General features: G+C 72.5%; 17 protein-coding genes. 11 read left to right on the top strand and 6 right to left on the bottom strand.

Annotated features, from left to right (window positions below):
• Nucleotides 1-56: 56 nt before the first annotated feature.
• Both A6A06_RS09315 and A6A06_RS09310 read left to right on the top strand, forming a co-directional pair.
• Nucleotides 57-590, top strand: coding sequence for a GNAT family N-acetyltransferase (locus A6A06_RS09315; protein WP_073760737.1), 534 nt, complete (start codon nt 57-59; stop codon nt 588-590).
• A gap of 96 nt (nt 591-686) precedes the next feature.
• Nucleotides 687-2,387, top strand: a complete 1,701-nt coding sequence (locus A6A06_RS09310) for a proline--tRNA ligase (protein WP_073760736.1) — start codon at nt 687-689, stop codon at nt 2,385-2,387.
• Nucleotides 2,388-2,559: 172 nt separating this feature from the next.
• On the opposite strand, the gene A6A06_RS09305 is transcribed toward A6A06_RS09310, so the two are convergent.
• The 3 genes from A6A06_RS09305 to A6A06_RS09295 form a co-directional block, all read right to left on the bottom strand.
• The gene (locus A6A06_RS09305) at nt 2,560-3,477 is read right to left on the bottom strand and encodes an aminoglycoside phosphotransferase family protein (RefSeq protein ID WP_073760735.1); all 918 of its coding nucleotides are present in this window, start codon (nt 3,475-3,477) and stop codon (nt 2,560-2,562) included.
• A gap of 87 nt (nt 3,478-3,564) precedes the next feature.
• Nucleotides 3,565-4,089: a ferritin-like domain-containing protein gene (locus A6A06_RS09300; RefSeq protein ID WP_073760734.1), complete on the bottom strand. Its 525-nt coding sequence runs from the start codon at nt 4,087-4,089 to the stop codon at nt 3,565-3,567.
• A 76-nt stretch (nt 4,090-4,165) separates the two neighbouring features.
• Nucleotides 4,166-4,804 (bottom strand): hypothetical protein, encoded by a 639-nt coding sequence (locus tag A6A06_RS09295; protein ID WP_242440659.1) that lies wholly within the window; start codon nt 4,802-4,804, stop codon nt 4,166-4,168.
• 118 nt (nt 4,805-4,922) lie between these two features.
• Between A6A06_RS09295 and rimP the strand changes: the two genes are divergently transcribed.
• From rimP to A6A06_RS09255, 8 genes are all read left to right on the top strand, one after another.
• Nucleotides 4,923-5,456 (top strand): ribosome maturation factor RimP, encoded by a 534-nt coding sequence (gene rimP, locus A6A06_RS09290; protein ID WP_073760732.1) that lies wholly within the window; start codon nt 4,923-4,925, stop codon nt 5,454-5,456.
• 2 nt (nt 5,457-5,458) lie between these two features.
• A complete protein-coding gene (gene nusA, locus A6A06_RS09285) occupies nt 5,459-6,451 on the top strand; it encodes a transcription termination factor NusA (protein WP_073760731.1) in 993 nt (330 codons plus the stop codon).
• Nucleotides 6,452-6,620: 169 nt separating this feature from the next.
• Entirely contained in the window at nt 6,621-6,932 is a 312-nt protein-coding gene (locus A6A06_RS09280) for a YlxR family protein (protein ID WP_073760730.1), read from the top strand.
• A 148-nt stretch (nt 6,933-7,080) separates the two neighbouring features.
• Nucleotides 7,081-10,221, top strand: coding sequence for a translation initiation factor IF-2 (gene infB / locus A6A06_RS09275; protein ID WP_073760729.1), 3,141 nt, complete (start codon nt 7,081-7,083; stop codon nt 10,219-10,221).
• Nucleotides 10,222-10,401: 180 nt separating this feature from the next.
• The gene (locus A6A06_RS09270) at nt 10,402-10,698 is read left to right on the top strand and encodes a DUF503 domain-containing protein (protein WP_073760728.1); all 297 of its coding nucleotides are present in this window, start codon (nt 10,402-10,404) and stop codon (nt 10,696-10,698) included.
• Nucleotides 10,699-10,753: 55 nt separating this feature from the next.
• The gene (gene rbfA, locus A6A06_RS09265; RefSeq protein ID WP_073760727.1) at nt 10,754-11,200 is read left to right on the top strand and encodes a 30S ribosome-binding factor RbfA; all 447 of its coding nucleotides are present in this window, start codon (nt 10,754-10,756) and stop codon (nt 11,198-11,200) included.
• A complete protein-coding gene (gene truB, locus A6A06_RS09260; protein ID WP_073760726.1) occupies nt 11,200-12,183 on the top strand; it encodes a tRNA pseudouridine(55) synthase TruB in 984 nt (327 codons plus the stop codon). The genes rbfA and truB overlap by 1 nt, the downstream gene beginning before the upstream one ends.
• Nucleotides 12,184-12,526: 343 nt before the next feature.
• Complete coding sequence (locus A6A06_RS09255) at nt 12,527-13,483, top strand: bifunctional riboflavin kinase/FAD synthetase (RefSeq protein ID WP_073760725.1); 957 nt, start codon at nt 12,527-12,529, stop codon at nt 13,481-13,483.
• Between the two features lie 149 nt (nt 13,484-13,632).
• Here the strand turns inward: A6A06_RS09255 and A6A06_RS09250 are convergent, their stop codons facing one another.
• The 3 genes from A6A06_RS09250 to eccE form a co-directional block, all read right to left on the bottom strand.
• The gene (locus A6A06_RS09250; protein WP_073760724.1) at nt 13,633-16,686 is read right to left on the bottom strand and encodes an SCO5717 family growth-regulating ATPase; all 3,054 of its coding nucleotides are present in this window, start codon (nt 16,684-16,686) and stop codon (nt 13,633-13,635) included.
• Between the two features lie 397 nt (nt 16,687-17,083).
• Nucleotides 17,084-17,932 (bottom strand): hypothetical protein, encoded by an 849-nt coding sequence (locus A6A06_RS09245; protein WP_073760723.1) that lies wholly within the window; start codon nt 17,930-17,932, stop codon nt 17,084-17,086.
• Nucleotides 17,932-19,152, bottom strand: coding sequence for a type VII secretion protein EccE (gene eccE, locus A6A06_RS09240; RefSeq protein ID WP_073760722.1), 1,221 nt, complete (start codon nt 19,150-19,152; stop codon nt 17,932-17,934). The genes A6A06_RS09245 and eccE overlap by 1 nt, the downstream gene beginning before the upstream one ends.
• A gap of 375 nt (nt 19,153-19,527) precedes the next feature.
• Here eccE and A6A06_RS09235 point away from each other — a divergent pair, with 375 nt between their 5' ends.
• Nucleotides 19,528-21,156, top strand: coding sequence for a type VII secretion protein EccB (locus tag A6A06_RS09235; RefSeq protein ID WP_073760721.1), 1,629 nt, complete (start codon nt 19,528-19,530; stop codon nt 21,154-21,156).
• Nucleotides 21,157-21,422: the final 266 nt, after the last annotated feature.

The following is a 21,422-nucleotide window of genomic DNA, read 5'->3' as shown; positions in this document are numbered from 1 at the left end:
GTACCGGGCCCACCGGCCGATCGTCTTCCACCCCGGCGCCTTGTACGCTCCCGACCATGGATGACGTCGCGGTCGGGCCCCTGGATCTCGCTGTCCGCGTGGACGACGCGCTCGCCGTGCAGGCGCTGGCGTTCGGACTGACCGACGACGAGATCGGCGTCCGCCGCCACATCGTCCTGCGGCATCTGAGCAGCCCGGGGGCCCGCGCCCTCGGCGCCACGACCCCCGCCGGGCGCCTGGTCGGCTTCGTCTACGGGATGCCCAACAGCCGTACGCACTGGTGGTCCACGGTCGTCGAGCCGTACCTGCGCTCCGAGGAACGCGACCACTGGCTCGACGACTCCTTCGTGATCACCGAGCTGCATGTGCTGCCCGCCTTCCAGAACCGGCGCATCGGCCGCGAACTGATCACCCGCATCACGGACGGCGTGCCCGAACCGCGCAGCATCCTGTCCGCCATCGACACCGACAGCCCGGCCCGCGGCCTGTACCGCTCCCTCGGCTACGAGGACCTGGCCCGCCGCGTCCTGTTCCCCAGCGCCCCGATGCCGTACGCGGTGATGGGCGCGCCCCTGCCGCTCAAACGCTGACGGAACGCGGCCAGGCGGCGGCGCATCCCATTTCCATGGGGCGCGTCCCTCCGGATAACCTCGCGGAAGTCACCTTTCTTACGCAGGAGAATCACCATGGCCCAGGTCCAGCGCATGTCCCGGTTGATGATCAAGACGCTGCGCGACGACCCGGCCGACGCCGAGACCGCCAGCCACAAGCTGCTCGTGCGCGCCGGCTACGTCCGCCGCACCTCCGCCGGCATCTGGACCTGGCTGCCGCTGGGCAAGAAGGTGCTGGAGAACGTGTCGCGCATCATCCGCGAGGAGATGGACGCGATCGGCGCCCAGGAGGTGCTGCTGCCGGCCCTGCTGCCCAAGGAGCCCTACGAGGCGACCGGCCGCTGGGAGGAGTACGGCGACCAGCTGTTCCGCCTCAAGGACCGCAAGGGCGCGGACTACCTCCTCGGTCCCACCCACGAAGAGATCTTCACGCTCATGGTCAAGGACCAGTGCACGTCCTACAAGGACCTGCCGGTGATGCTCTACCAGATCCAGACCAAGTACCGTGACGAGGCCCGCCCGCGCTCCGGCGTGCTGCGCGGCCGCGAGTTCCAGATGAAGGACTCGTACAGCTTCGACACCACCGACGAGGGCCTGGCCGAGTCGTACCGCCTGCACCGCGAGGCGTACCAGAAGATCTTCCAGCGCCTGGGCCTGGACTACCGCATCGTCTCCGCCGTCTCCGGCGCCATGGGCGGCTCGGCCTCCGAGGAGTTCCTGGCCCCGGCCGCGGCCGGCGAGGACACCTTCGTGGACTGCCCGGCCTGCGACTACGCGGCCAACACCGAGGCCGTCACGGTCACCGTCCCGGCGGTGGACGGCTCCGCGCACGGCCCCGTCGAGGAGCTGGACACCCCCGACACCCCGACCATCGAGACGCTGGCCGGGCACCTCGGCGTACCGGCCTCCGCCACGCTGAAGAACCTGCTGGTCAAGGTCGACGGCGAGATCGTCGCGGTGGGCGTGCCCGGCGACCGCGAGGTGGACCTCGGCAAGCTGGGCGAGCACCTGGCCCCGGCCACGGTCGAGCTGGTCACCGCCGAGGACTTCACCGGCCGCGAGGACCTCGTGCGCGGCTACGTCGGCCCGCAGGGGCTGGCAGGCAAGTCCTTCAAGTACCTCGCCGACCCGCGGGTCGCCCCCGGGACCGCCTGGATCACCGGCGCCAACAAGGACGGCAAGCACGCGCGGAGCGTCGTCGCGGGCCGTGACTTCGAGGTCGACGAGTACCTCGACGTCGTCGTCGTCGAGCCGGGCGACCCCTGCCCCGCGTGCGGCGCGGGCCTGCGCATCGACCGGGCGATCGAAATCGGCCACATCTTCCAGCTGGGCCGCAAGTACGCGGACGCCTTCGAGCTGGACGTCCTCGGCCAGAACGGCAAGCCCGTACGCGTCACCATGGGCTCGTACGGCGTCGGCGTCTCCCGCGCCGTCGCGGCCCTCGCCGAGCAGACCATCGACGAGTCCGGCCTGTGCTGGCCGCGCGAGGTCGCCCCGGCCGACGTGCACGTGGTCGCCGCGGGCAAGGCCAAGCAGACCGAGCTGGCCCTGGAGGTCGGCGACAAGCTGGGCGCCGCGGGCCTGCGCGTCCTGGTGGACGACCGGGCGGGCGTCTCGCCGGGCGTGAAGTTCACCGACGCGGAGCTGCTCGGCATCCCGAAGATCCTGGTCGCGGGCCGCCGCGCCGCCGAGGGCGTCGTCGAGCTGAAGGACCGCCGTACGGGCGAGCGCGAGGAGCTGACGGTCGAGGAGGCCGTGGCCCGGCTGAGCGCCTGACGGGCGAAGAGCGGTCCGGTGGCCGGGCGGGTCCGAGGAGTCGGACGCGCCCGGCCACCGGGCGTCTGCGGGGCACCGGGCGTCTGCGGGCCACCTGGCGTCTGCGGGGCACCGGAGGGGTCGCGGGGCACCGGCGTGGCCCGCGCGGGTCACCGGAGGGGCTGCGCCGCCTCTACAGCCACGTGGCGAACTCCAGCAGCAGTTCGCCGCGCTGCACGTCGCCGCCCGCCCGCGTCACCTCACGCACCCCCGAGTCCACCGCCCGGTACAGCGTCCAGCTGCGCAGCCGGTCGCGGTCCACGTCCAGGGAGTCGGCCAGCTTGGCCACCCGCCGCCGGGCCGCCGACGCGGCACCCGAGCCGGCCGCGAGGTCCTCGAAACGGTCCAGCACCAGCCAGGCCAGGTCGTACGCCCGCTCGCCGACCACCGGCGACGGGCCGACCGCCAGCCACGGCGCCCGCTCACCGGCCAGCACCTTGCCCTGCCGGAACGCGCCGTGCAGCAGGACGTCCTCGGAGGCGTCGGCCGGCAGCGCCCGGCGCAGCTCCAGGGTCTCGTCCAGCAGCGGCCCCTCGGCCTGGGTCGCCGACCCGAGGGCGCGCAGCTCCCCGACGGCCTCCTCCGTACGGCCTGCCAGCGACGCGAAGGGGTGGCCGTCGGCCGGTGGCACCCACAGCCGCCGTACCGTGCCCGCCGCCTCCAGCAGCGCCTTCGCCTCCGGCAGCGAGCGCAGCGACACCGCGCCCTGCAAACGCTCCAGGAGCAGCGCACCGCTGCCCGCGTCGGCGCGCAGCAGCCGCGCGGCGCCCCAGCCGTCCCAGTGCGCCAGCGCCGCGCCCTCGTGCGCCGGCGCCCGGCCGGGTGCCGGGAACTTCAGCGCCCCCGGCGTGCCGTCGGCCAGCCGCACGTGCACGAGCAGGCTGCTGCGCCCACCCGGCTCGTGCACCCGCTCCAAGGTCAACTCCCAGGCGTCCAGGCGCTGTTGCACCATCCCGGGCAGCGCTTCCAGCCAGGCACCGGCCGGGCCGTCCGGATCGCCGCCGAGCGCGCTCACCAGCCGTTGCGGCGGTTCGATGGGTGCCGTAGCCATGCCTGTGCTGTCCCTTTCGGTGGACGTTCGACGGACGTCGCGGTGGACGTCCCGGTGAGCCCCGGTGAGCCCCGGTGCGGGCGGGCGTCAGTGCCGGTCCGCCGCGGCGCCGGGCGCCGCGCCGGACGGGGTGCCGCCGCCTCCGGCCCGTTCCGCGAGCCCAGGGAAGGCTACGCCGCTGCCGCGCCAGCGCACCGCACGCACCGCGGCCTCCCGCAGCGCCCCGGCCGCGTCCCGGCGCCGGGCGCCGCCACCGTCCCGTACGAGATCGGCGTAGACGGCCGCCACCCGGTCCTCCAGCTCGGCGGCCAGCCGGGCCGCGGCGGCCGCGTCCGGCACCGGAAACGGCAGCTCGTACGCGGCCGCCGCGGCCTGCGGAGTGCCGCCCAGATCCCGTACGCCGCGCCGCAGCTCGTCCCGGCGCGCGCGGTGCGCGTCGTAGCTCTCCTGCGCCTCCTTGCGCCGGTCGTCGCCGATCCGGCCCCCGACCACGCCGTACCCGTAGACGGCCGCGTGCTCGGCCGCCAGCGCGGCCTGGAGCGCCCGCAGCTCGGCGCCGCGCGCCCCGTCCTCCTCCGCCGCGCCGGTACGCGCCGCCCTGGATGTCAGCATCGCTGTGCCCCTTCCGTGGCCAGGTCCCGGCCCGGCCGCTGTTCCGTGCCGAGTGCGGCTGCCGCTCCGGCGCGCCTCACGCGCCGTCCACCGTGAGCAGGTACGCGTGCGCGGCGCCCGCCGCCGCGACCGAAGCCAGCAGCCGGGCCAGCTCCGGCGTCGCGCTCATCAGGGCCGTGACGCGGGCGTCCGCGGTACGGCGCTCCGCCGCCGCGAGGTCCGTACGCGCCTGCTTCTCGTCCGGCGGGACGGCGGGAGCGGAGGGCGCGGAGGGCATGGAGGGCGCGGGGGAGGAGGCGGGCGGCGCGGAGGCCGACGAGTCCGCACGGGGCCCGGCCGAGGTCCCGTCGGACGGGCCGGCGGACGTGGACGGCGCGGGGGCGGCGCCGAACGCCGCCGCGTGCCGGGCCACTTCGGCGCGCAGGGGCCGCAGCCGTCCGCCGAGCCCGGGGTGCGCGTCGAGCGTCGCGTCGTACCGGGCGAGCAGCGCGGCGGTGTCCCGCGCGGCCTGCCCGCGCAGCCGGGCGTCCGCCGCGGCGTCCGCGGCGGCGTCCTTCCGGCCCCTGCCGGGCCCGGAATCCTCCGAGCAGCCGGTGAGCAGCAGCGCCGTCCCGCCGAGCACGGAGCCGGCCAGCAAGGTCCTCCTGCGCGTGAGCGCGACGTTGTGCACGTGTGACTTCCCGGGGTCTTCGGTGGGGGCGTCCGTAGTGATCACCGCAGGCGAGCGTAGCCGTGACCGGCCACCGAATCGTCAGTACCCCGCCGGAACAGCTAGGCTTTGACCCGACACGCGACCTTCCCACAACAGCACACGCGGCCGAGGAGTCACCCGGATGAGCACCACCCAGAGCGAGAGGCTGCGCGGACTGCTTGAACCGCTCGTCGCCGCGCGAGACCTGGATCTGGAAGAGATCGAGGTGACACCGGCCGGAAAGCGGCGTGTGCTGAGGATCGTGGTCGACTCCGACGACGGCGTGCAGCTGGACGAGTGCGCCGAGCTGAGCCGCGAGGCCTCGCAGGCGCTCGACGACTCCGACGTGATGGGCGGCGCCCCGTACACGCTGGAGGTCACCTCTCCCGGAGCCGACCGCCCGCTGACCGAGCCGCGGCACTACCGCCGCGCCGTCGGCCGCCTCATCAGGGCCCAACTCCACGAGGGCGGCGAACTGGTGGCGCGTATCACCGCCATGGACGACGAGGGCCTGGACCTTGAGGTACCGGGTGTGAAGGGCCGCAAGCCCACCGCCCGCCGGGTCGCCTTCGCCGAGATCGCCAAGGCGCGCGTGGAGATCGAGTTCAACCGCAAGCAGGACCAGGGGCGCGACGACCGCGCCGAGCAGAACGACGAGAGCCAGGAGGAGGCGTAGCCGTGGACATCGACATGAGTGCCCTGCGGGGTTTGGTACGGGAGAAGGAGATCTCGTTCGACCTGCTGGTCGCGGCCATCGAGTCGGCCCTCCTCATCGCGTACCACCGCACCGAGGGCAGCCGCCGCCACGCGCGGGTGGAGCTGGACCGCAGCACCGGGCACGTGACGGTGTGGGCCAAGGAGGACCCGGCCGACCTCGAAGAGGGCGCCGAGCCCCGTGAGTTCGACGACACCCCGTCCGGCTTCGGCCGGATCGCGGCGACCACCGCCAAGCAGGTCATCCTCCAGCGGCTGCGGGACGCCGAGGAGGAGATCACCTTCGGCGAGTACGCCGGGCGTGAGGGCGACGTCGTCATGGGCGTCGTCCAGCAGGGCCGGGACCCGAAGAACGTGCTGGTCGACATCGGCAAGCTGGAGGCCATCCTGCCGGCGCAGGAGCAGGTCCCCGGCGAGGAGTACACACACGGCACGCGGCTGCGCTCGTACGTGGTCCGGGTGGTCAAGGGTGTGCGCGGCCCGTCCGTGACGCTCTCGCGCACCCACCCCAATCTGGTGAAGAAGCTCTTCGCCATGGAGGTGCCGGAGATCGCCGACGGCTCGGTGGAGATCTCGGCCATCGCCCGTGAGGCGGGTCACCGCACCAAGATCGCCGTACGGTCCACCCGCTCCGGGCTGAACGCCAAGGGCGCCTGCATCGGCCCGATGGGCGGCCGGGTGCGCGCGGTCATGGCCGAGCTGCACGGCGAGAAGATCGACATCGTCGACTGGTCGGACGACCCGGCCGAGCTGGTGGCGCACGCGCTGTCGCCCGCCCGGGTCAGCAAGGTCGAGATCGTCGACCTCGCGGCGCGCTCCGCGCGGGTGACCGTCCCCGACTACCAGCTCTCCCTGGCCATCGGCAAGGAAGGGCAGAACGCCCGGCTCGCCGCCCGGCTCACCGGCTGGCGGATCGACATCCGCCCGGACACCGAGCAGGGCGCGGACCAGGAGTGATGCCGAGCCGTCGGCAGGCGCGGGGGAGTACCCGCGCCCGGCGGCGGTCCGGGGTGTACCAGGGTGCGGCCGCAGCCGAAAAATCGGTGGCGGCCCACCGGAATTTTGAGCGACCGTTCGGGCATTACCCCGTAGGGGTGAGGTCGGCGCGGGGAGGTAGACTTAAGCAGTGTCTGGCCGGACGCATGCCCGCGTATGCCCTGAGCGCACCTGTGTGGGGTGCCGGGAGCGAGCGGCCAAGGGTGATCTGCTGCGGATCGTGGTGATCGAGGGTGAGTGTGCCCCCGATCCTCGCGGTACGCTGCCCGGCCGGGGTGCTTATGTGCACCCGACACGGGTCTGTCTCGACCTGGCGGTCCGCCGCCGGGCCTTCCCCCGGGCCTTCCGGGGCCGGGGACCGTTCGACGCGACGGCCTTGCGCCGGTTCGTCGAGCGGGCGCATGTTGATCAAGCTACACCGGTTGATCAGGCAACACCGTAAGAAAGCACAGCGCACGGAGAACCGTGCGGTCAGGTACCTCGCGAGTCGGAAGTAGGTCGAGATTGCGATGAGCACTCGATGAGTACGCGATGAGTACGCCCATGAAGTAGCGACGGTCCGGTCGACACCCGGACCTAGAAGGAGCGAAGTGGCTAAGGTCCGGGTATACGAACTCGCCAAGGAGTTCGGAGTGGAGAGCAAGGCCGTCATGGCCAAGCTCCAAGAACTTGGTGAATTCGTCCGTTCGGCGTCCTCGACGATCGAGGCGCCGGTTGTTCGAAAGCTGACCGACGCTTTCCAGGCCGGCAGCGGCAACGGCCGCGCCGCCGGCAAGCCCGCGGCGCCGCGCAAGAGCGCGCCCGCGAAGCCGTCCGCGCCGTCTCCGGCGCAGGCCGCACGTCCGGGTGCCCCCAAGCCGGGCGCCCCCAAGCCGGGCCCCGCGGCTCCGGCGCCGGCCGCCCCTGAGGCGCCGGCCGCCCCCGAGGCACCGGCCGCCCCCGAGGCGACCCAGGCACCGGCGGCCCCCGCCGAGGCCCCGAAGTCGGCCCCGGCCCCGGGTCCGCGTCCCACGCCGGGCCCCAAGGCCCCGGCGCCCAAGCCCGCTCCGGCCGCGCCCGCGCAGCCCGAGTTCCAGGCCCCGCCGTCGGCTCCGGCTCCCAAGCCGGGCGCCACCCCCGGTCCGCGTCCGGCCCGCCCCCAGCAGGGCGGCCAGGGCGGTCAGGGCGGCGGCCAGGGTGGTCAGGGCCGCGGCAACGCGCCCCGTCCCGGCGGCGACCGCCAGGGCGGCGCCCCGCGCCCCGGCGGCAACCGTCCGTCCGGCCCGCGTCCGGGCAACAACCCCTTCACGTCCGGTGGCTCCACCGGCATGGCCCGCCCGCAGGCCCCCCGTCCCGGCGGCGCCCCGCGCCCCGGCGGCCAGGGTGCCCCCGGCGGCCCGCGTCCGCAGGGCGGCGGCCAGGGTGGCCAGGGCGGTCCCCGTCCGCAGGCTCCCGGCGGCAACCGTCCGTCCCCGGGCGGCATGCCCCGTCCGCAGGGTGCGGGCCAGGGCGGCCCGCGTCCCGGCGGCGGTAACCGCCCCAACCCCGGCATGATGCCGAAGAGCCCGGCCGCCGGCCCGCGTCCGGGTCCCGGCGGCGGCGGTGGCGGTCGCGGTCCCGGTGGCGCCGGTCGTCCCGGTGGCGGCGGTCGTCCCGGTGGCGGCGGCGGTTTCGCCGGCCGTCCCGGTGGTGGCGGCGGCGGTCGTCCGGGTGGCGGCGGCGGTTTCGCCGGTCGTCCCGGTGGCGGCGGTCCCGGTGGTGGCGGCGGCTTCGGCGGTCGTCCCGGCTTCGGCGGCCGTCCGGGTGGTCCCGGTGGCCGTGGTGGCACGCAGGGCGCCTTCGGCCGTCCCGGCGGTCCCGCGCGCCGCGGTCGCAAGTCCAAGCGTCAGAGGCGCCAGGAGTACGAGGCCATGCAGGCCCCGTCGGCCGGCGGCGTGATGCTGCCGCGCGGTAACGGTGCGACGGTCCGCCTGTCGCGCGGTACCTCGCTCACCGACTTCGCGGAGAAGATCGGCGCCAACCCGGCGTCGCTGGTCCAGGTCATGCTGAACCTGGGCGAGATGGTCACCGCGACCCAGTCGGTCTCCGACGAGACGCTGCAGCTGCTCGGCAGCGAGATGAACTACGTCGTCGAGATCGTCAGCCCGGAGGAGGAGGACCGCGAGCTTCTCGGTTCCTTCGACATCGAGTTCGGCGAGGACGAGGGCGGCGAGGAGATGCTCGTCGCGCGTCCCCCGGTGGTCACCGTCATGGGTCACGTCGACCACGGCAAGACGCGTCTGCTGGACGCGATCCGCAAGACGAACGTCATCGCGGGCGAGGCCGGCGGCATCACCCAGCACATCGGTGCCTACCAGGTCGCGACCGAGGTCAACGACGAAGAGCGTCGGATCACCTTCATCGACACCCCGGGTCACGAGGCGTTCACCGCCATGCGTGCCCGTGGTGCCAAGTCGACCGACATCGCGATCCTCGTGGTGGCGGCCAACGACGGTGTCATGCCGCAGACGATCGAGGCGCTGAACCACGCCAAGGCGGCCGACGTGCCGATCGTGGTCGCGGTCAACAAGATCGACGTCGAGGGCGCGGACCCGACCAAGGTGCGCGGCCAGCTCACCGAGTACGGCCTGGTGGCAGAGGAGTACGGCGGCGACACGATGTTCGTCGACATCTCCGCCCGCCAGGGCGAGAACATCGAGGCCCTGCTGGAGGCCGTGGTCCTCACCGCGGACGCCTCGCTCGACCTGCGCGCCAACGCGGAGCAGGACGCGCAGGGTATTGCGATCGAGGCCCACCTCGACCGCGGCCGCGGCGCCGTGGCGACCGTGCTGGTCCAGCGCGGCACCCTGCGGGTCGGCGAGACGATCGTCGCCGGCGACGCGTACGGCCGTGTCCGGGCGATGCTCGACGACAAGGGCAACAACGTCCAGGAAGCGGGTCCCTCGACCCCCGTCCTGGTCCTGGGCCTGACCAACGTCCCGGGCGCCGGCGACAACTTCCTGGTGGTCGACGAGGACCGTACGGCCCGTCAGATCGCCGAGAAGCGTGCCGCCCGTGAGCGGAACGCGGCGTTCGCCAAGCGCACCCGCCGGGTGTCCCTGGAGGACCTCGACCAGGTGCTCAAGGCCGGCGAGATCCAGCAGCTCAACCTCATCATCAAGGGCGACGCGTCCGGTTCGGTGGAGGCGCTGGAGTCCTCGCTGCTCCAGCTCGATGTGGGCGAGGAGGTCGACATCCGCGTACTGCACCGCGGCGTGGGTGCGGTCACCGAGTCCGACATCAACCTGGCGTCCGGCTCCGACGCGATCGTCATCGGCTTCAACGTGCGCGCCGAAGGCCGTGCCACGCAGATGGCCGAGCGCGAGGGCGTCGACGTCCGGTACTACTCGGTCATCTACCAGGCGATCGAGGAGATCGAGGCAGCCCTCAAGGGCATGCTCAAGCCGGAGTACGAAGAGGTCGAGCTCGGTACGGCGGAGATCCGCGAGGTCTTCAAGTCGTCCAAGCTGGGCAACATCGCGGGTGTGCTCATCCGCTCCGGCGAGGTCAAGCGCAACACCAAGGCGCGCCTCCTCCGCGACGGCAAGGTCGTCGCGGAGAGCCTCAACATCGTGGGCCTGCGCCGCTTCAAGGACGACGTCACCGAGATCCGCGAAGGCTTCGAGGGCGGTATCAACCTCGGCAACTTCAACGACATCAAGGTCGACGACGTCATCGCGACGTACGAGATGCGGGAGAAGCCGCGCGGCTGAGCCGTGTGAACTTCCTGCCCCAGCGGCGCCCGGACCACCGTCACCGGTGGCCGGGCGGCGCGCGGGCCCGGGGCCGGTCGGCGGGATATTCCGTCGATCGGCCCCGGCCGTTGCGTGTACGGTTCGAATGGTTCGTACATCTGGCATCTAGTGCCCCACGGGTGGCCTTACCCGCACCGCATGTACGTAGGGACGCTGTCCTTCGACCTCCTCCTCGGCGACGTACGGTCGCTGAAGGAGAAGCGCTCCGTCGTCCGCCCGATCGTCGCCGAGCTGCACCGCACGTACGCGGTCAGCGTGGCGGAGGTCGGCGAGCAGGACCTCCACCGCAGAGCCACCATCGGACTCGCGGTGGTGGCCGGGGACACGGGGCACCTCACAGACGTACTGGACCGCTGCGAGCGCCTGGTCGCCGCACGGCCCGAAGTGGAGCTGCTGTCGGTACGACGGCGGGTCCACGGCGACCATGACGACTGAGCGGGTCGTCGGCGCCACATGCACCATGGTGAAAGACACAGAAGGAGACGGACCAGTGGCCGACAATGCGCGGGCGAAGAAGCTGGCGGACCTCATCCGTGAGGTGGTCGCCCAGAAACTGCAGCGCGGCGTCAAGGACCCGCGGCTCGGCAGCCACGTGACCATCACGGACACCAGGGTCACCGGCGACCTGCGGGAGGCTACGGTCTTCTACACGGTCTACGGGGACGACGAGGAGCGCGCCAGCGCGGCGGCCGGGCTGGAGAGCGCCAAGGGCATCCTGCGCTCCGAGGTAGGCCGGGCGGCGGGCGTGAAGTTCACGCCGACCCTGACCTTCGTCGCGGACGCGCTGCCGGAGAACGCCAAGACGATCGAGGACCTGCTGGACAAGGCACGGGCCTCGGACGCCAAGGTGCGCGAAGCGTCCTCCGGCGCGAATTTCGCGGGCGAGGCGGACCCGTACCGCAAGCCGGGCGACGAGGACGAGGACACCACGGCGTAATGAAGCGCGAGAACACCGGCGCGAAGCGCGTGGAGCGCACCCGCGCCAAGCAGGGCGCGCCGGACGGTCTGGTCATCGTCGACAAGCCGGCCGGCTTCACCTCGCACGACGTGGTGGCCAAGATGCGGGGCATGGCCCGCACCCGCCGCGTCGGGCACGCCGGCACGCTGGACCCGATGGCGACGGGCGTGCTCGTGCTGGGCATCGAGCGCGCCACGAAGCTGCTCGGGCACCTCGCGCTGACCGAGAAGGAGTACGTCGGAACGATCCGGCTGGGCCAGACGTCGGTCACCGACGACGCCGAGGGCGAGATCACCGCGGCCAAGGCCGCGCACGGCCTGGACCGGGCGGCGATCGACGCGGGGGTCGCCGCGCTGACCGGCGCGATCATGCAGGTGCCGTCCAAGGTCAGCGCCATCAAGATCGACGGCAAGCGGTCGTACTCGCGGGTACGCAACGGCGAGGACGTGGAGATACCGGCCCGGCCGGTCACCGTCTCCTCGTTCGTCGTGTACTCGGCCGAGGAGACCGAGGCGGCGGACGGCACGCCCGTCACCGACCTGCTGGTCTCGGTGGAGTGCTCCTCCGGTACGTACATCCGGGCGCTCGCCCGCGACCTGGGGGAGACCCTCGGCGTCGGCGGCCACCTGACCGCCCTGCGGCGCACCCGGGTGGGCCCGTACAAGCTGGACCGGGCCCGCACGCTGGAGCAGCTGCAGACGGCCGTGGACGACGAGGCGGGCGGCGGCCTGCCGGTCATGCCGATCGGTGAGGCGGCGGCCGCGGCGTTCCCGCGCTGGGACGTCACGCTGGACCAGGCACGGCTGCTGACCAACGGCGTACGCATCCCGATGCCGCGCTTCGACGAGGGCGACGGCCCGGCGCGGCCCGCCGCGGCGTTCGCGCCGGACGGGACGTTCCTGGCGCTGCTGGAGAACCAGGGCGGCCGCGCGAAGAGCCTGGCGGTCTTCGCGGCGGTCTAGGGCGGCGCGCCTCTGACCACATACGACGGGCGGTGCCATGGCCATGGCACCGCCCGTCGCCGTAGCCGCGGGAGCGGAGCAGCGGACGCGTGCCGCGAGGCTCCCGGCGGACGCCGGGGCGCGGGCGGCGCGGTGTGCTCCGGCGCGCGGTGACACGCGCGGGCCGCGACAGCGCGACGCGCACCTCCGGGCGCCGCACTCCGCGGAGGCGAGGTGACCCTTCCCGCGAAGCGATGCGCGAGGCATGGCAGTCTTAGACCTGCGTAAGGCCGAGGGTGCCCGGATCCGACCGGGTTCTTCCCGGCGCAGTGACGGACGAGAGTTCTGGCGAGGAGCGGGCACAGTGCAGCGCTGGCGTGGCTTGGAGGACATCCCCGAGGGCTGGGGACGCAGCGTCGTCACCATCGGCTCCTACGACGGCGTGCACCGCGGGCACCAGCTGATCATCGGGAAGACGGTGGCGCGCGCCCGGGAGCTGGGCGTACCGGCCGTGGTGGTCACCTTCGACCCGCACCCCAGCGAGGTCGTACGGCCCGGCACCCACCCGCCGCTGCTGGCGCCGCACGAGCGGCGCGCGGAGCTGATGGCGCGCCTCGGCGTGGACGCCGTCCTGATCCTGCCGTTCACCAAGGAGTTCTCGAAGCTGGCCCCGGCCGACTTCGTGGTCAAGGTCCTGGTCGACAAGCTGCACGCGAAGCTGGTCGTCGAAGGACCGAACTTCCGCTTCGGGCACAAGGCGGCGGGCACCGTGGAGACCCTCACCGAGCTGGGCGGCACGTACGACTACGCGGTCGAGGTCGTCGACCTGTTCGAGCGCGGGACGGCGGGCGGCGGCGAGCCGTTCTCCTCGACCCTGACCCGGCGGCTGGTCGCCGAGGGCGACGTCGCGGGCGCGAGAGAGGTCCTGGGACGGCCGCACCGCGTCGAGGGCGTCGTGGTACGCGGTGCCCAGCGCGGCCGGGAGCTGGGCTTCCCGACGGCCAACGTGGAGACGCTCCCGCACACCGCGATCCCCGCGGACGGGGTGTACGCGGGCTGGCTGCACGCGGACGGCGAGAAGATGCCGGCGGCGATCTCGGTCGGCACCAACCCGCAGTTCGACGGCACGGCACGGACCGTCGAGGCCCATGCCATCGACCGCGTCGGCCTGGAACTGTACGGCCTGCACGTCGCGGTGGACTTCTACGCCTACCTCCGCGGGATGGAGAAGTTCGACACGCTCGACGGGCTGCTGGAACGGATGGCGGTCGACGTGAAGGAGACACGCGAACTGATCGGGGCGGCCGAGGCCGGGAGCTGACGGCCGGCCGACGACGGCCGTCGCGGCGTTCGCCGCGGGAACGGGGCCGCTGAAGAACGGGGCGAGGCCCGGCACTTGGGAGAGTGCCGGGCCTCGTTGTTTTCCGGGCTGCTGTGTCCGGTTTTCTGCCGTGGTGACGGCGACGGCTGTTACTGCTGCGGCGGGGGCTGCTGCGTCCACCCCGGCTGGAGTCCGGGCTGGGCGGGCTGCTGCGGCGCGTCTGGAGGCTGCTGCTGCCAGCCGGGCGGCGGCTGCTGGCCCTGGGGCTGCTGGGGCTGCTGAGTCCAGCCGCCCTGCTGCGGCGGGTACCCGGCGGGCTGCTGGCCCGGCACCTCCTGGCCCGGCTGCTGCGGGTACGCCTGCTGGCCGTACTGCTGCCCGTACTGCTGCTGCCCGTACTGCTGCTGGGCGTTCGGGTCGCCCGGCTGCATCTGCTGCTGAGCGGGGTCCTGCCAAGCGCCCTGCGCCTGCTGGGTCCGGGAGAAGTCCTCGGCCACCAGCGCGGACAGGTGGAAGTACGCCTCACGGGTCTTGGGACGCATCATGTCCAGGTCGACCTCGGCACCGGCGGCCAGATGCTCGTCGAACGGGACCACGACCACACCGCGGCACCGCGTCTCGAAGTGCGACACGATGTCGTCGATCTTGATCATCTTGCCGGTCTCGCGGACCCCGGAGATCACCGTGATACCGCGCTGTACGAGGTCGGCGTAGCCGTGCGCGGACAGCCAGTCCAGCGTGGTGCTGGCACTGGAGGCGCCGTCCACCGACGGCGTGGAGATGATGATCAGCTGGTCGGCGAGGTCCAGCACCCCGCGCATCGCGCTGTAGAGCAGGCCCGTGCCCGAGTCGGTGAGGATGATCGGGTACTGCTTGCCGAGGACGTCGATCGCGCGCCGGTAGTCGTCGTCGTTGAACGTCGTCGAGACGGCCGGGTCCACATCGTTGGCGAGGATCTCCAGACCGGACGGCGCCTGCGAGGTGAACCGGCGGATGTCCATGTAGCTGTGCAGCTGCGGAATCGCCTGCACCAGGTCACGGATGGTCGCACCGGTCTCGCGGCGGACCCGGCGGCCGAGCGTGCCGGCGTCCGGGTTCGCGTCGATGGCCAGGATCTTGTCCTGCCGCTCGGAGGCGAGCGTGGCGCCCAGCGAGGTCGTCGTCGTGGTCTTGCCGACACCGCCCTTGAGGGAGATGACCGCGATCCGGTAGCAGGACATCACCGGCGTGCGGATCAGCTCCAGCTTGCGCTGGCGCTCCATCTCCTCCTTCTTCGCACCCAGCTTGAAGCGCGAGGGCTGCGCGTTGGCGCCCGGCTTCTTCTTCTTGGGCTGGTTGCGGAGCAGGCGGTCGGAGGTCAGCTCGACGGCGGCGCTGTAACCCAGGGGCGCGCCGGGGGCGGCCCGCTGCTGTTGCTGCTGCTGGCCCGGCTGCGAGTACTGCGCGTAGTTGGCAGCGGCGTTCGGGTCGGCACCCTGGACGGGGGTGGGGGCCTGGGGCTGCTGCGGAACCTGGGGCTGTACTTGGGGCTGTTGCTGCTGGGGGTGCTGAGCCTGCTGGGGGTGGTGGGCTTGCGGCTGCTGTGCCTGGGGCTGCTGTGCCTGCGGCTGCGGCTGTTGGGGCTGTGCTTGCTGCTGGCCGTACCCGGGGTACTGCTGTTGCTGCTGGGCGGGCGCGGCCTGCTGCGGGTAGCCCTGGGCGGCCTGTGGGTAGCCGTAGGCACCCTGCTGCGGATAGCCGTAACCGGCCTGCTGCTGAGCCTGCTGGGGTGCTTGCTGAGGCGCCTGCTGCGGGGGCTGGGCCTGCTGCGGGTAGCCGTAACCGCCCTGCGCGGCAGCGGCGTTGGGGTCGGCCGGTGCCTGCTGCGGCATCGGGGCGCCTTGCTGGGGGTACTGCTGCTGCGGGTAGCCGTAGGCGGGCTGCGGGTATCCGTACGCGGCCTGAGCCTGGGCCTGCTGGGGTGCCTGCTGCTGGGGCTGGGGCTGGGCGTGCTGCTGCGGGTAGCCGGCCTGCTGCTGGTACGGCTGGGGCTGCTGCTGCTGTGCGTACGCCTGCTGCTGCGCCTGTTGCTGGGCGGCCTGCTGCTGGTACTGCGGCTGCTGAGCTTGGCCCGTCCGCGGGTCCGCAGGCTGGTACTCCGGAGGCAGCGGCGGCAGGTTCGCAGGCGCACCTGCCTGCTGCCCGGCGGCGGCACCCCAGGGCGCGCCCTGCTGGGGAGCCCCCTGCTGCTGAGGCATCTGCTCCGGCGGCATCTGCTGCGGCGACTGCTCCTGAGGCGCGGCCTGAGGCGCGACCTGAGGCGCGGCCTGTGGCGGCATCTGCTGCTGCGGCAACTGCCCCTGAGATGCGGCTTGTTGCGGAGCTTCCTGCGGTACGTCCTGCTGCACGGCCTCCGACTGCTGCTGGGCGTCCGGGGCCGGGTGCTGCTCCACAGGCTGCTGCTGTACGGGCGGCTGCGGCGCGGCGACCGGTGCCTCGCCTTCGGCCTCGGCGGGGCCGTCGGTACGGCCCGCCTCGTCGGCCTGCTGTGCATCGGCGACCGGCGCGGCCTCCACCGGAGCGGGCGCGGGGGCCGGTTCGGGCGCCGGGTCGTCGTCCCACAAGGACGCCGACGGGTCGACGCCGCGACCGGCACGTACGTTCCCGGCGTTCCCGGAGGCGGGCGTACCTGCCGGTGCGTCGGACTCCGCAGGTTCGGCGGGCATTTCCGGCGCGGCTTCGGCGACCGGCGCGGGCGGCGTCACGGGGGCCACCGGCTCGGGAGCGGGAGCGGGCGGCGTGGGTGCGAGGGGAGCCGGGGCGGTGGGCGCAACCGGCGGCGCGGTGGGCACGGGCGCCGGAGCGGCGTTGGCGGCACCGTCGTCGGGGCGCAGCGTCGGGAACCCGGGAGGGGCGGCAGGCGGCGCCGCAGCACCCTGCGGCACGCCCTGCGGGGCACTTTGGGCCGGACCGCTCTGCGGGGCGGCCTGGCCGGGTCCCGTCTGCGCGGGCCCGGTCAGCGGCGCGCCGGTCGGCGGCGTGGAGGGCGTGGCGGCGGGAGGTGTGGCCGGGGCGGCCGCGGCCGGACCGCCGCCGCTGGTGTCGTTGCTGGCGTACCAGGCCGGAGCCGCAAAGTCGATCTTGAATTCACCCGTCAGATCGAACTCGGACTGGTCGTCGTCAGGATCGTTCCCGTCCGGACGGAAAGCCTCCTGCTCCCTCACTGTGCCTCCTGGTGTACTGAAACGCACCTGAACGGCAGGACCGGATACAGGCGGATCGATCGGATGTAGCGGACGTCGGACCACACCACCCCGGGTAGCGCCAACACTAACTGTCTCCATCCCCGTATCGGCAGCCGCCGGTGTGCTCTTGCGGCTCTCCAATACAGACTAATCAACAGTCGGCCTCGAACGGCAGTCGACGGCATCTCGTCTTGGCAACCCGGCGGCGCACCGCGGCACACCGGTGGTGCGCCCGTTCACCGCGCCCGTGTGCGGACGGCCCGCCGCGGACCCCGGCGCGCGGCCGCGTGTACGACGCACTCGCGCGGGCCCGCGGACACCCCCTAAGAGGTACCCGCGAAAGCCCGCGCTGTACGTGTATCGCTTGCCGCTCTCGTCAGTCCATGCGCCGCGGCCCGCCCAGCAGATTCGTCTCCGCGTCGGTGGGCTGCGTCATCACGAACTGGTGGTTGTCGCGCGTGCACCAGAGCATCGCGTTGTCGCTGAGGGTCGGCAGCACCCCGCCGATCTGCGCCGGGAGCCGCATGATGCGCGTCACGACCTCGGCCTCCTCCGGTGACAGCCGCTGCAGGCAGACCAGGTCGGCGCGGGCCAGCAGCTGCGGCGACCGCGGGCCCAGGAAGGGCAGCACGGTCAGCACGGACTGCCAGGGGCCGGGCGCCAGCTGGTTGCGCGGCGGCCGCGCGCCCATGTCCCGTACGACCAGGACCGGGCTGGAGACCGACGCGCCCTGCGGCGCGATCTGCCGTACGTCGTGGACCGAGACGCACTGCTGCCCGCCGCCCGCGGCCTGCGCCATCTGCGCCCAGGCCGGCGGCCGCGCGGTCTCGACCGCGACCCGCGCGCCGGTGGCGACCGTACGCAGCGCCAGCACCTGCGCCAGCCACATGCTGCCCACCAGCACCACTTCGAGAGGACTGGGCCGCAGCAGGCTCAGTACCGCGGGCTGGTTCTGCGGGTCGATGCCGATGACGACGCCGTCCTCGGCGACCGGCAGGGACAGCGAACCGAGCGACTCCGGCGTCAGGACGTGCGGGCTGCGCCGCGGACCGCGCAGGCCGAAGCCCGGCTGCGGGCGCGGGCCGGTGGCCGCCGACTGCCGCTCGTCGGGACGGGGCTCGTGCGAGAGCCGCCGCCCGCCGCCCGCGGGGGCGCCGCCGATGGGGGGATTGCGCCAGCCGTCGCTGCTCGGAGTGGCGCGGGGCTGGTAGGTGGGCGTCGCCATCAGCGGGTACCTCCGAGGGGGAGCGTGGCCAGGAGACCGGGGAGCTGCTCACGGTCCAGCCGTACGAGCCCGACCTTCACGGAGCCGGAACGGCGCTCCAACTCGCCCTGTGCGGCGCTCAGTTCGTTCTCGCTGCGGGTCGAGAGGCGGACGTAGCCCGAGATGGCGGGCGCCCGGCCGCTGCCGTGCGAGGCGGTCAGCGAGAAGGTGCTGGCCATCGCGGGGGTGCTGCTCAGCAGCTGGACGACGCCCGCCAGCGGCGTACCGCCCTGGCCGAGCTGGGGCCAGCGGCCGATCCAGTACGTGGTGTGCCAGCGGTCGTCGCAGCGCATCGCGCGGACCGTCTCCTGGATGCGGCGCGCGGCGCGGCCGTCGCGGCCCATCGCGCCGTTCGCGGCCCGCGGGCTGACGCACACCGCGGTGCCCACCGCGGCCACCACCTCGCGCTCGGCGAGCACCTTGGCCCGTACGCCGTGCGCGGAGAGCCTGCTGACGAGCTGGTCGGCGGCGCGCAGCAGCGACCGCTTCGCGCCGTCGAGACCGCCGCCGCGGGCCTCGATGGCCTCCGCGCACAGCTCCGGGTCCAGCTTCAGCGCGATCCAGGTGAGCTGCAGGGCCGGGGTCTTCGTCTGTGCCTGCAGCGGCGCGTACGAGCGGGCGGCGACGGCCTGCTCGGGCAGGTGCGGGGCCGGGGCGGGCTGGGTGTACTGGACGAACTGCACCGATTCGAGGTGGATGTCCTCCACGTCCAGCGCGGTGTGCAGCACGTCCATCGGCAGCGGGCGGCTGCCGCTCGCCGGGCGCAGCGGCTCGTCGCGTCCCTCCAACTGAACGACGGCGGTCAGGAACGTACCGTCCCCGACGAATCCGATCGCGCGCTGCTCGGCGTCGGTGTACTCGTACGTCCGCAGCGCCGGGTCGCACTCCACCAGCGGCGCGAAGGCCGGGTCGACGCCGCCGGAGCCCGCGGCCGCACCACTCCGCTTGGCACGGCGCTTCATCGCACGCACGGTCGTGATCCACTCCGGCAGCGGGATGCGCCGGCGACGGCCGAGGGCGAAGACGACGAGCACCGCCGCCAGTACCGCCGCGACGGTCAGGGCGACGGGGTGGATCGCCCATCCCACCAGCACCAGCGCCGCGGCGATTTCGATGATCGCAAGCTGCTGGACGCGGACGCCGCCGATGTTTCCGGCCTGCGCGCGCAGCCGGGGAGCCACCGGACCGGCCGGCCGGTCCGCCGCTGCACGATCCTGATTTCCTCCATTGCCCGGAGCTATACCGTTTTGGCCCGCATTTCCCGCGTATTGCGGCGCAACGGAAGGCTGTTGCTGTTGCTGCCGCCCATTGCGGCGTCGAGCCCTGGTGGCGCTGGACATCCCCCGGCCTGCTCCTCTACTGGTGGTGTTGCTCCGAGCATTGTGCCTCTGAGCGGTATGTCTTCCCGGCCTCGGTACCGTCGTCGAGACTGGTGCACCGGAAGGTGGCACCCGTACCGTACGGGTCGATCGACACACGGCATAGTAGAGGGCGCTGCGGCCCGAGTGCCGGGGGCGGTCCACGGTGGATCCGACAGGCGGGGAGAGAAAGCAACAATGGCATCACGTCGGGACGAGCTGAATGCGTATTCGTTCGCTCGAAAGCGGACGACTGCGGCATTTCTGAAGCCGCTGCCGAACGGCTCGATCGAGAGCGCGCCGCGGCCGCTCAAGGCGGTGCTCCCGAGCATCCTGCTCGGCCTGGTGGTCACCGTGGGCTTCGGTGCCTGCGGCATCCTCAAGCCGGTGGCGCCGAAGGGCTGGGACACGCCGGCGCAAAACGTCATCGTCGGCGACAAGTCCACCACCCGCTATGTCGTCCTGAACAGCAAGGGCGAAAACGGAAGCAACCAGAAACTTCTCCACCCGATCCTCAACCTGGCCTCCGCCAAACTCCTTCTCGATCCGAAGAAGTTTCAGGTCGTAAAGGTGAAGGAAGAGGAACTCGACGGGAAAATCCCGCACGGTCCGGCCATCGGAATCCCGTACGCCCCCGACCGGCTGCCCTCCGAGAAGGAGGCCGGCGCCCCCAAGGTCTGGGCGGTGTGCGACCGTCCGGGCAGCGGCGAGAACAGCAAGTCCCAGCAGGCCGTGTTCGTCCTCGGCGGCAAGGACAAGGCCAAGGTGCTCGACCACGGCAAGCTGGACCTGCACCAGGCGCTGTACGTCCAGGACCCGCAGGGCGAGAAGTACCTGGTCGACGAGAACGGCGTGGCCTTCAAGTTCGACGCCCTCGCCGGCCACGCCCCCTCGCCGGAGCTGAAGGAGCAGCAGGACGACAAGCTGCGCCAGGTCATCTTCGGGGACGCACAGCCGCAGCAGGTGACCTCCGAATGGATGAACACCCTCATCAAGAGCCAGATGCCGCTCACGATGCCCCGCGTGGAAAAGGCCGGCACGCGCGCGGCCGTCGAGGGGGTGCCGAGCAAGTACAGCGTCATCGGCAACGTCCTGCAGGCCGGTGACAGCCAGAAGTACGTCGTGACCGCCGGCGGCCTGGAGAAGGTCTCGAACTTCCAGGCCAAGCTGCTGCTGGAGGGGCCGAACGCGACCGCCGTGAACAAGGGCGGCGAGAAGATGGACGCGGTCAAGGTCTCCACCGACAGCATCACCCCCAAGCGTGACGACAAGGACCAGGTCGTCCAGTTCATGTCCGAGTTCCCCGGCACGGCCCTGTGGCCCTCCGAGGCCGTCACGATGGCCAACGCCGCCGCGACGCAGCGCAGCTCCGGCATCGGCGACGCGGGCAAGGGCGCCGGCGTCGCCTGCAGCGTCTACCACGGCACCGGCACGGACTACGCGAACGGCGCGGGCAAGGCGCTCGGCTTCGACGGCGCCGTACCGAAGATGTCCACCTGGGTCGGCAAGGACTACCCGGCCGCCATCGCCGCCGGCTCTGCCTCGTACGTGACGCCCGGCAGCGGCCTGCTGTACCAGCAGGTGACGGGTACCGCCAAGGAGGGCACGCTGTTCCTGGTGACCGACACCGGCCTGCGCTATTCGGTGCCGCGCAGCAATGACAGCGCCACCAAGGCGGGCAACGCGGAGAAGGACCGCGACCAGGCGCAGATCCACCTCGGATACGAGGGCGTGCATCCGCCGACGGTCGACAAGGCGTGGTCGCAGCTGTTGTCCGAAGGGCCGGAGCTGGACGTCAGCAGCGCAAAGAAGCCGCAGAGCTCCTGATCCCGGGACCCTCACCACTCCTTCACATCCGAGTGAGTAGCTTCACCTAGACGCTTGACCGAAAGAAAGGCATCTGTCCGTTTCCATCGAATTGGCTTTCGGAGTCGGTCAGTTGCCATTGTTGTGATCGCGTCACAACTGCCCACCCGCTGTTGGGAACAGGCGTATGGAGTGGTTAAAGTGGCGGAAGGCGTCAACAGAAGATGCCGACCGGGGGAGCTCTTCACGCGAGTCCCCCGGCACGACGTACGAGTCTCATGGGGGAC

The sequence above is a fragment of the Streptomyces sp. CB02923 genome (assembly GCF_001905005.1).
Lineage (GTDB): Bacteria > Actinomycetota > Actinomycetes > Streptomycetales > Streptomycetaceae > Streptomyces.
The sequence above is the reverse complement of the archived record's forward strand: the minus strand, read 5'-3'. Positions and strand labels throughout refer to the sequence as shown.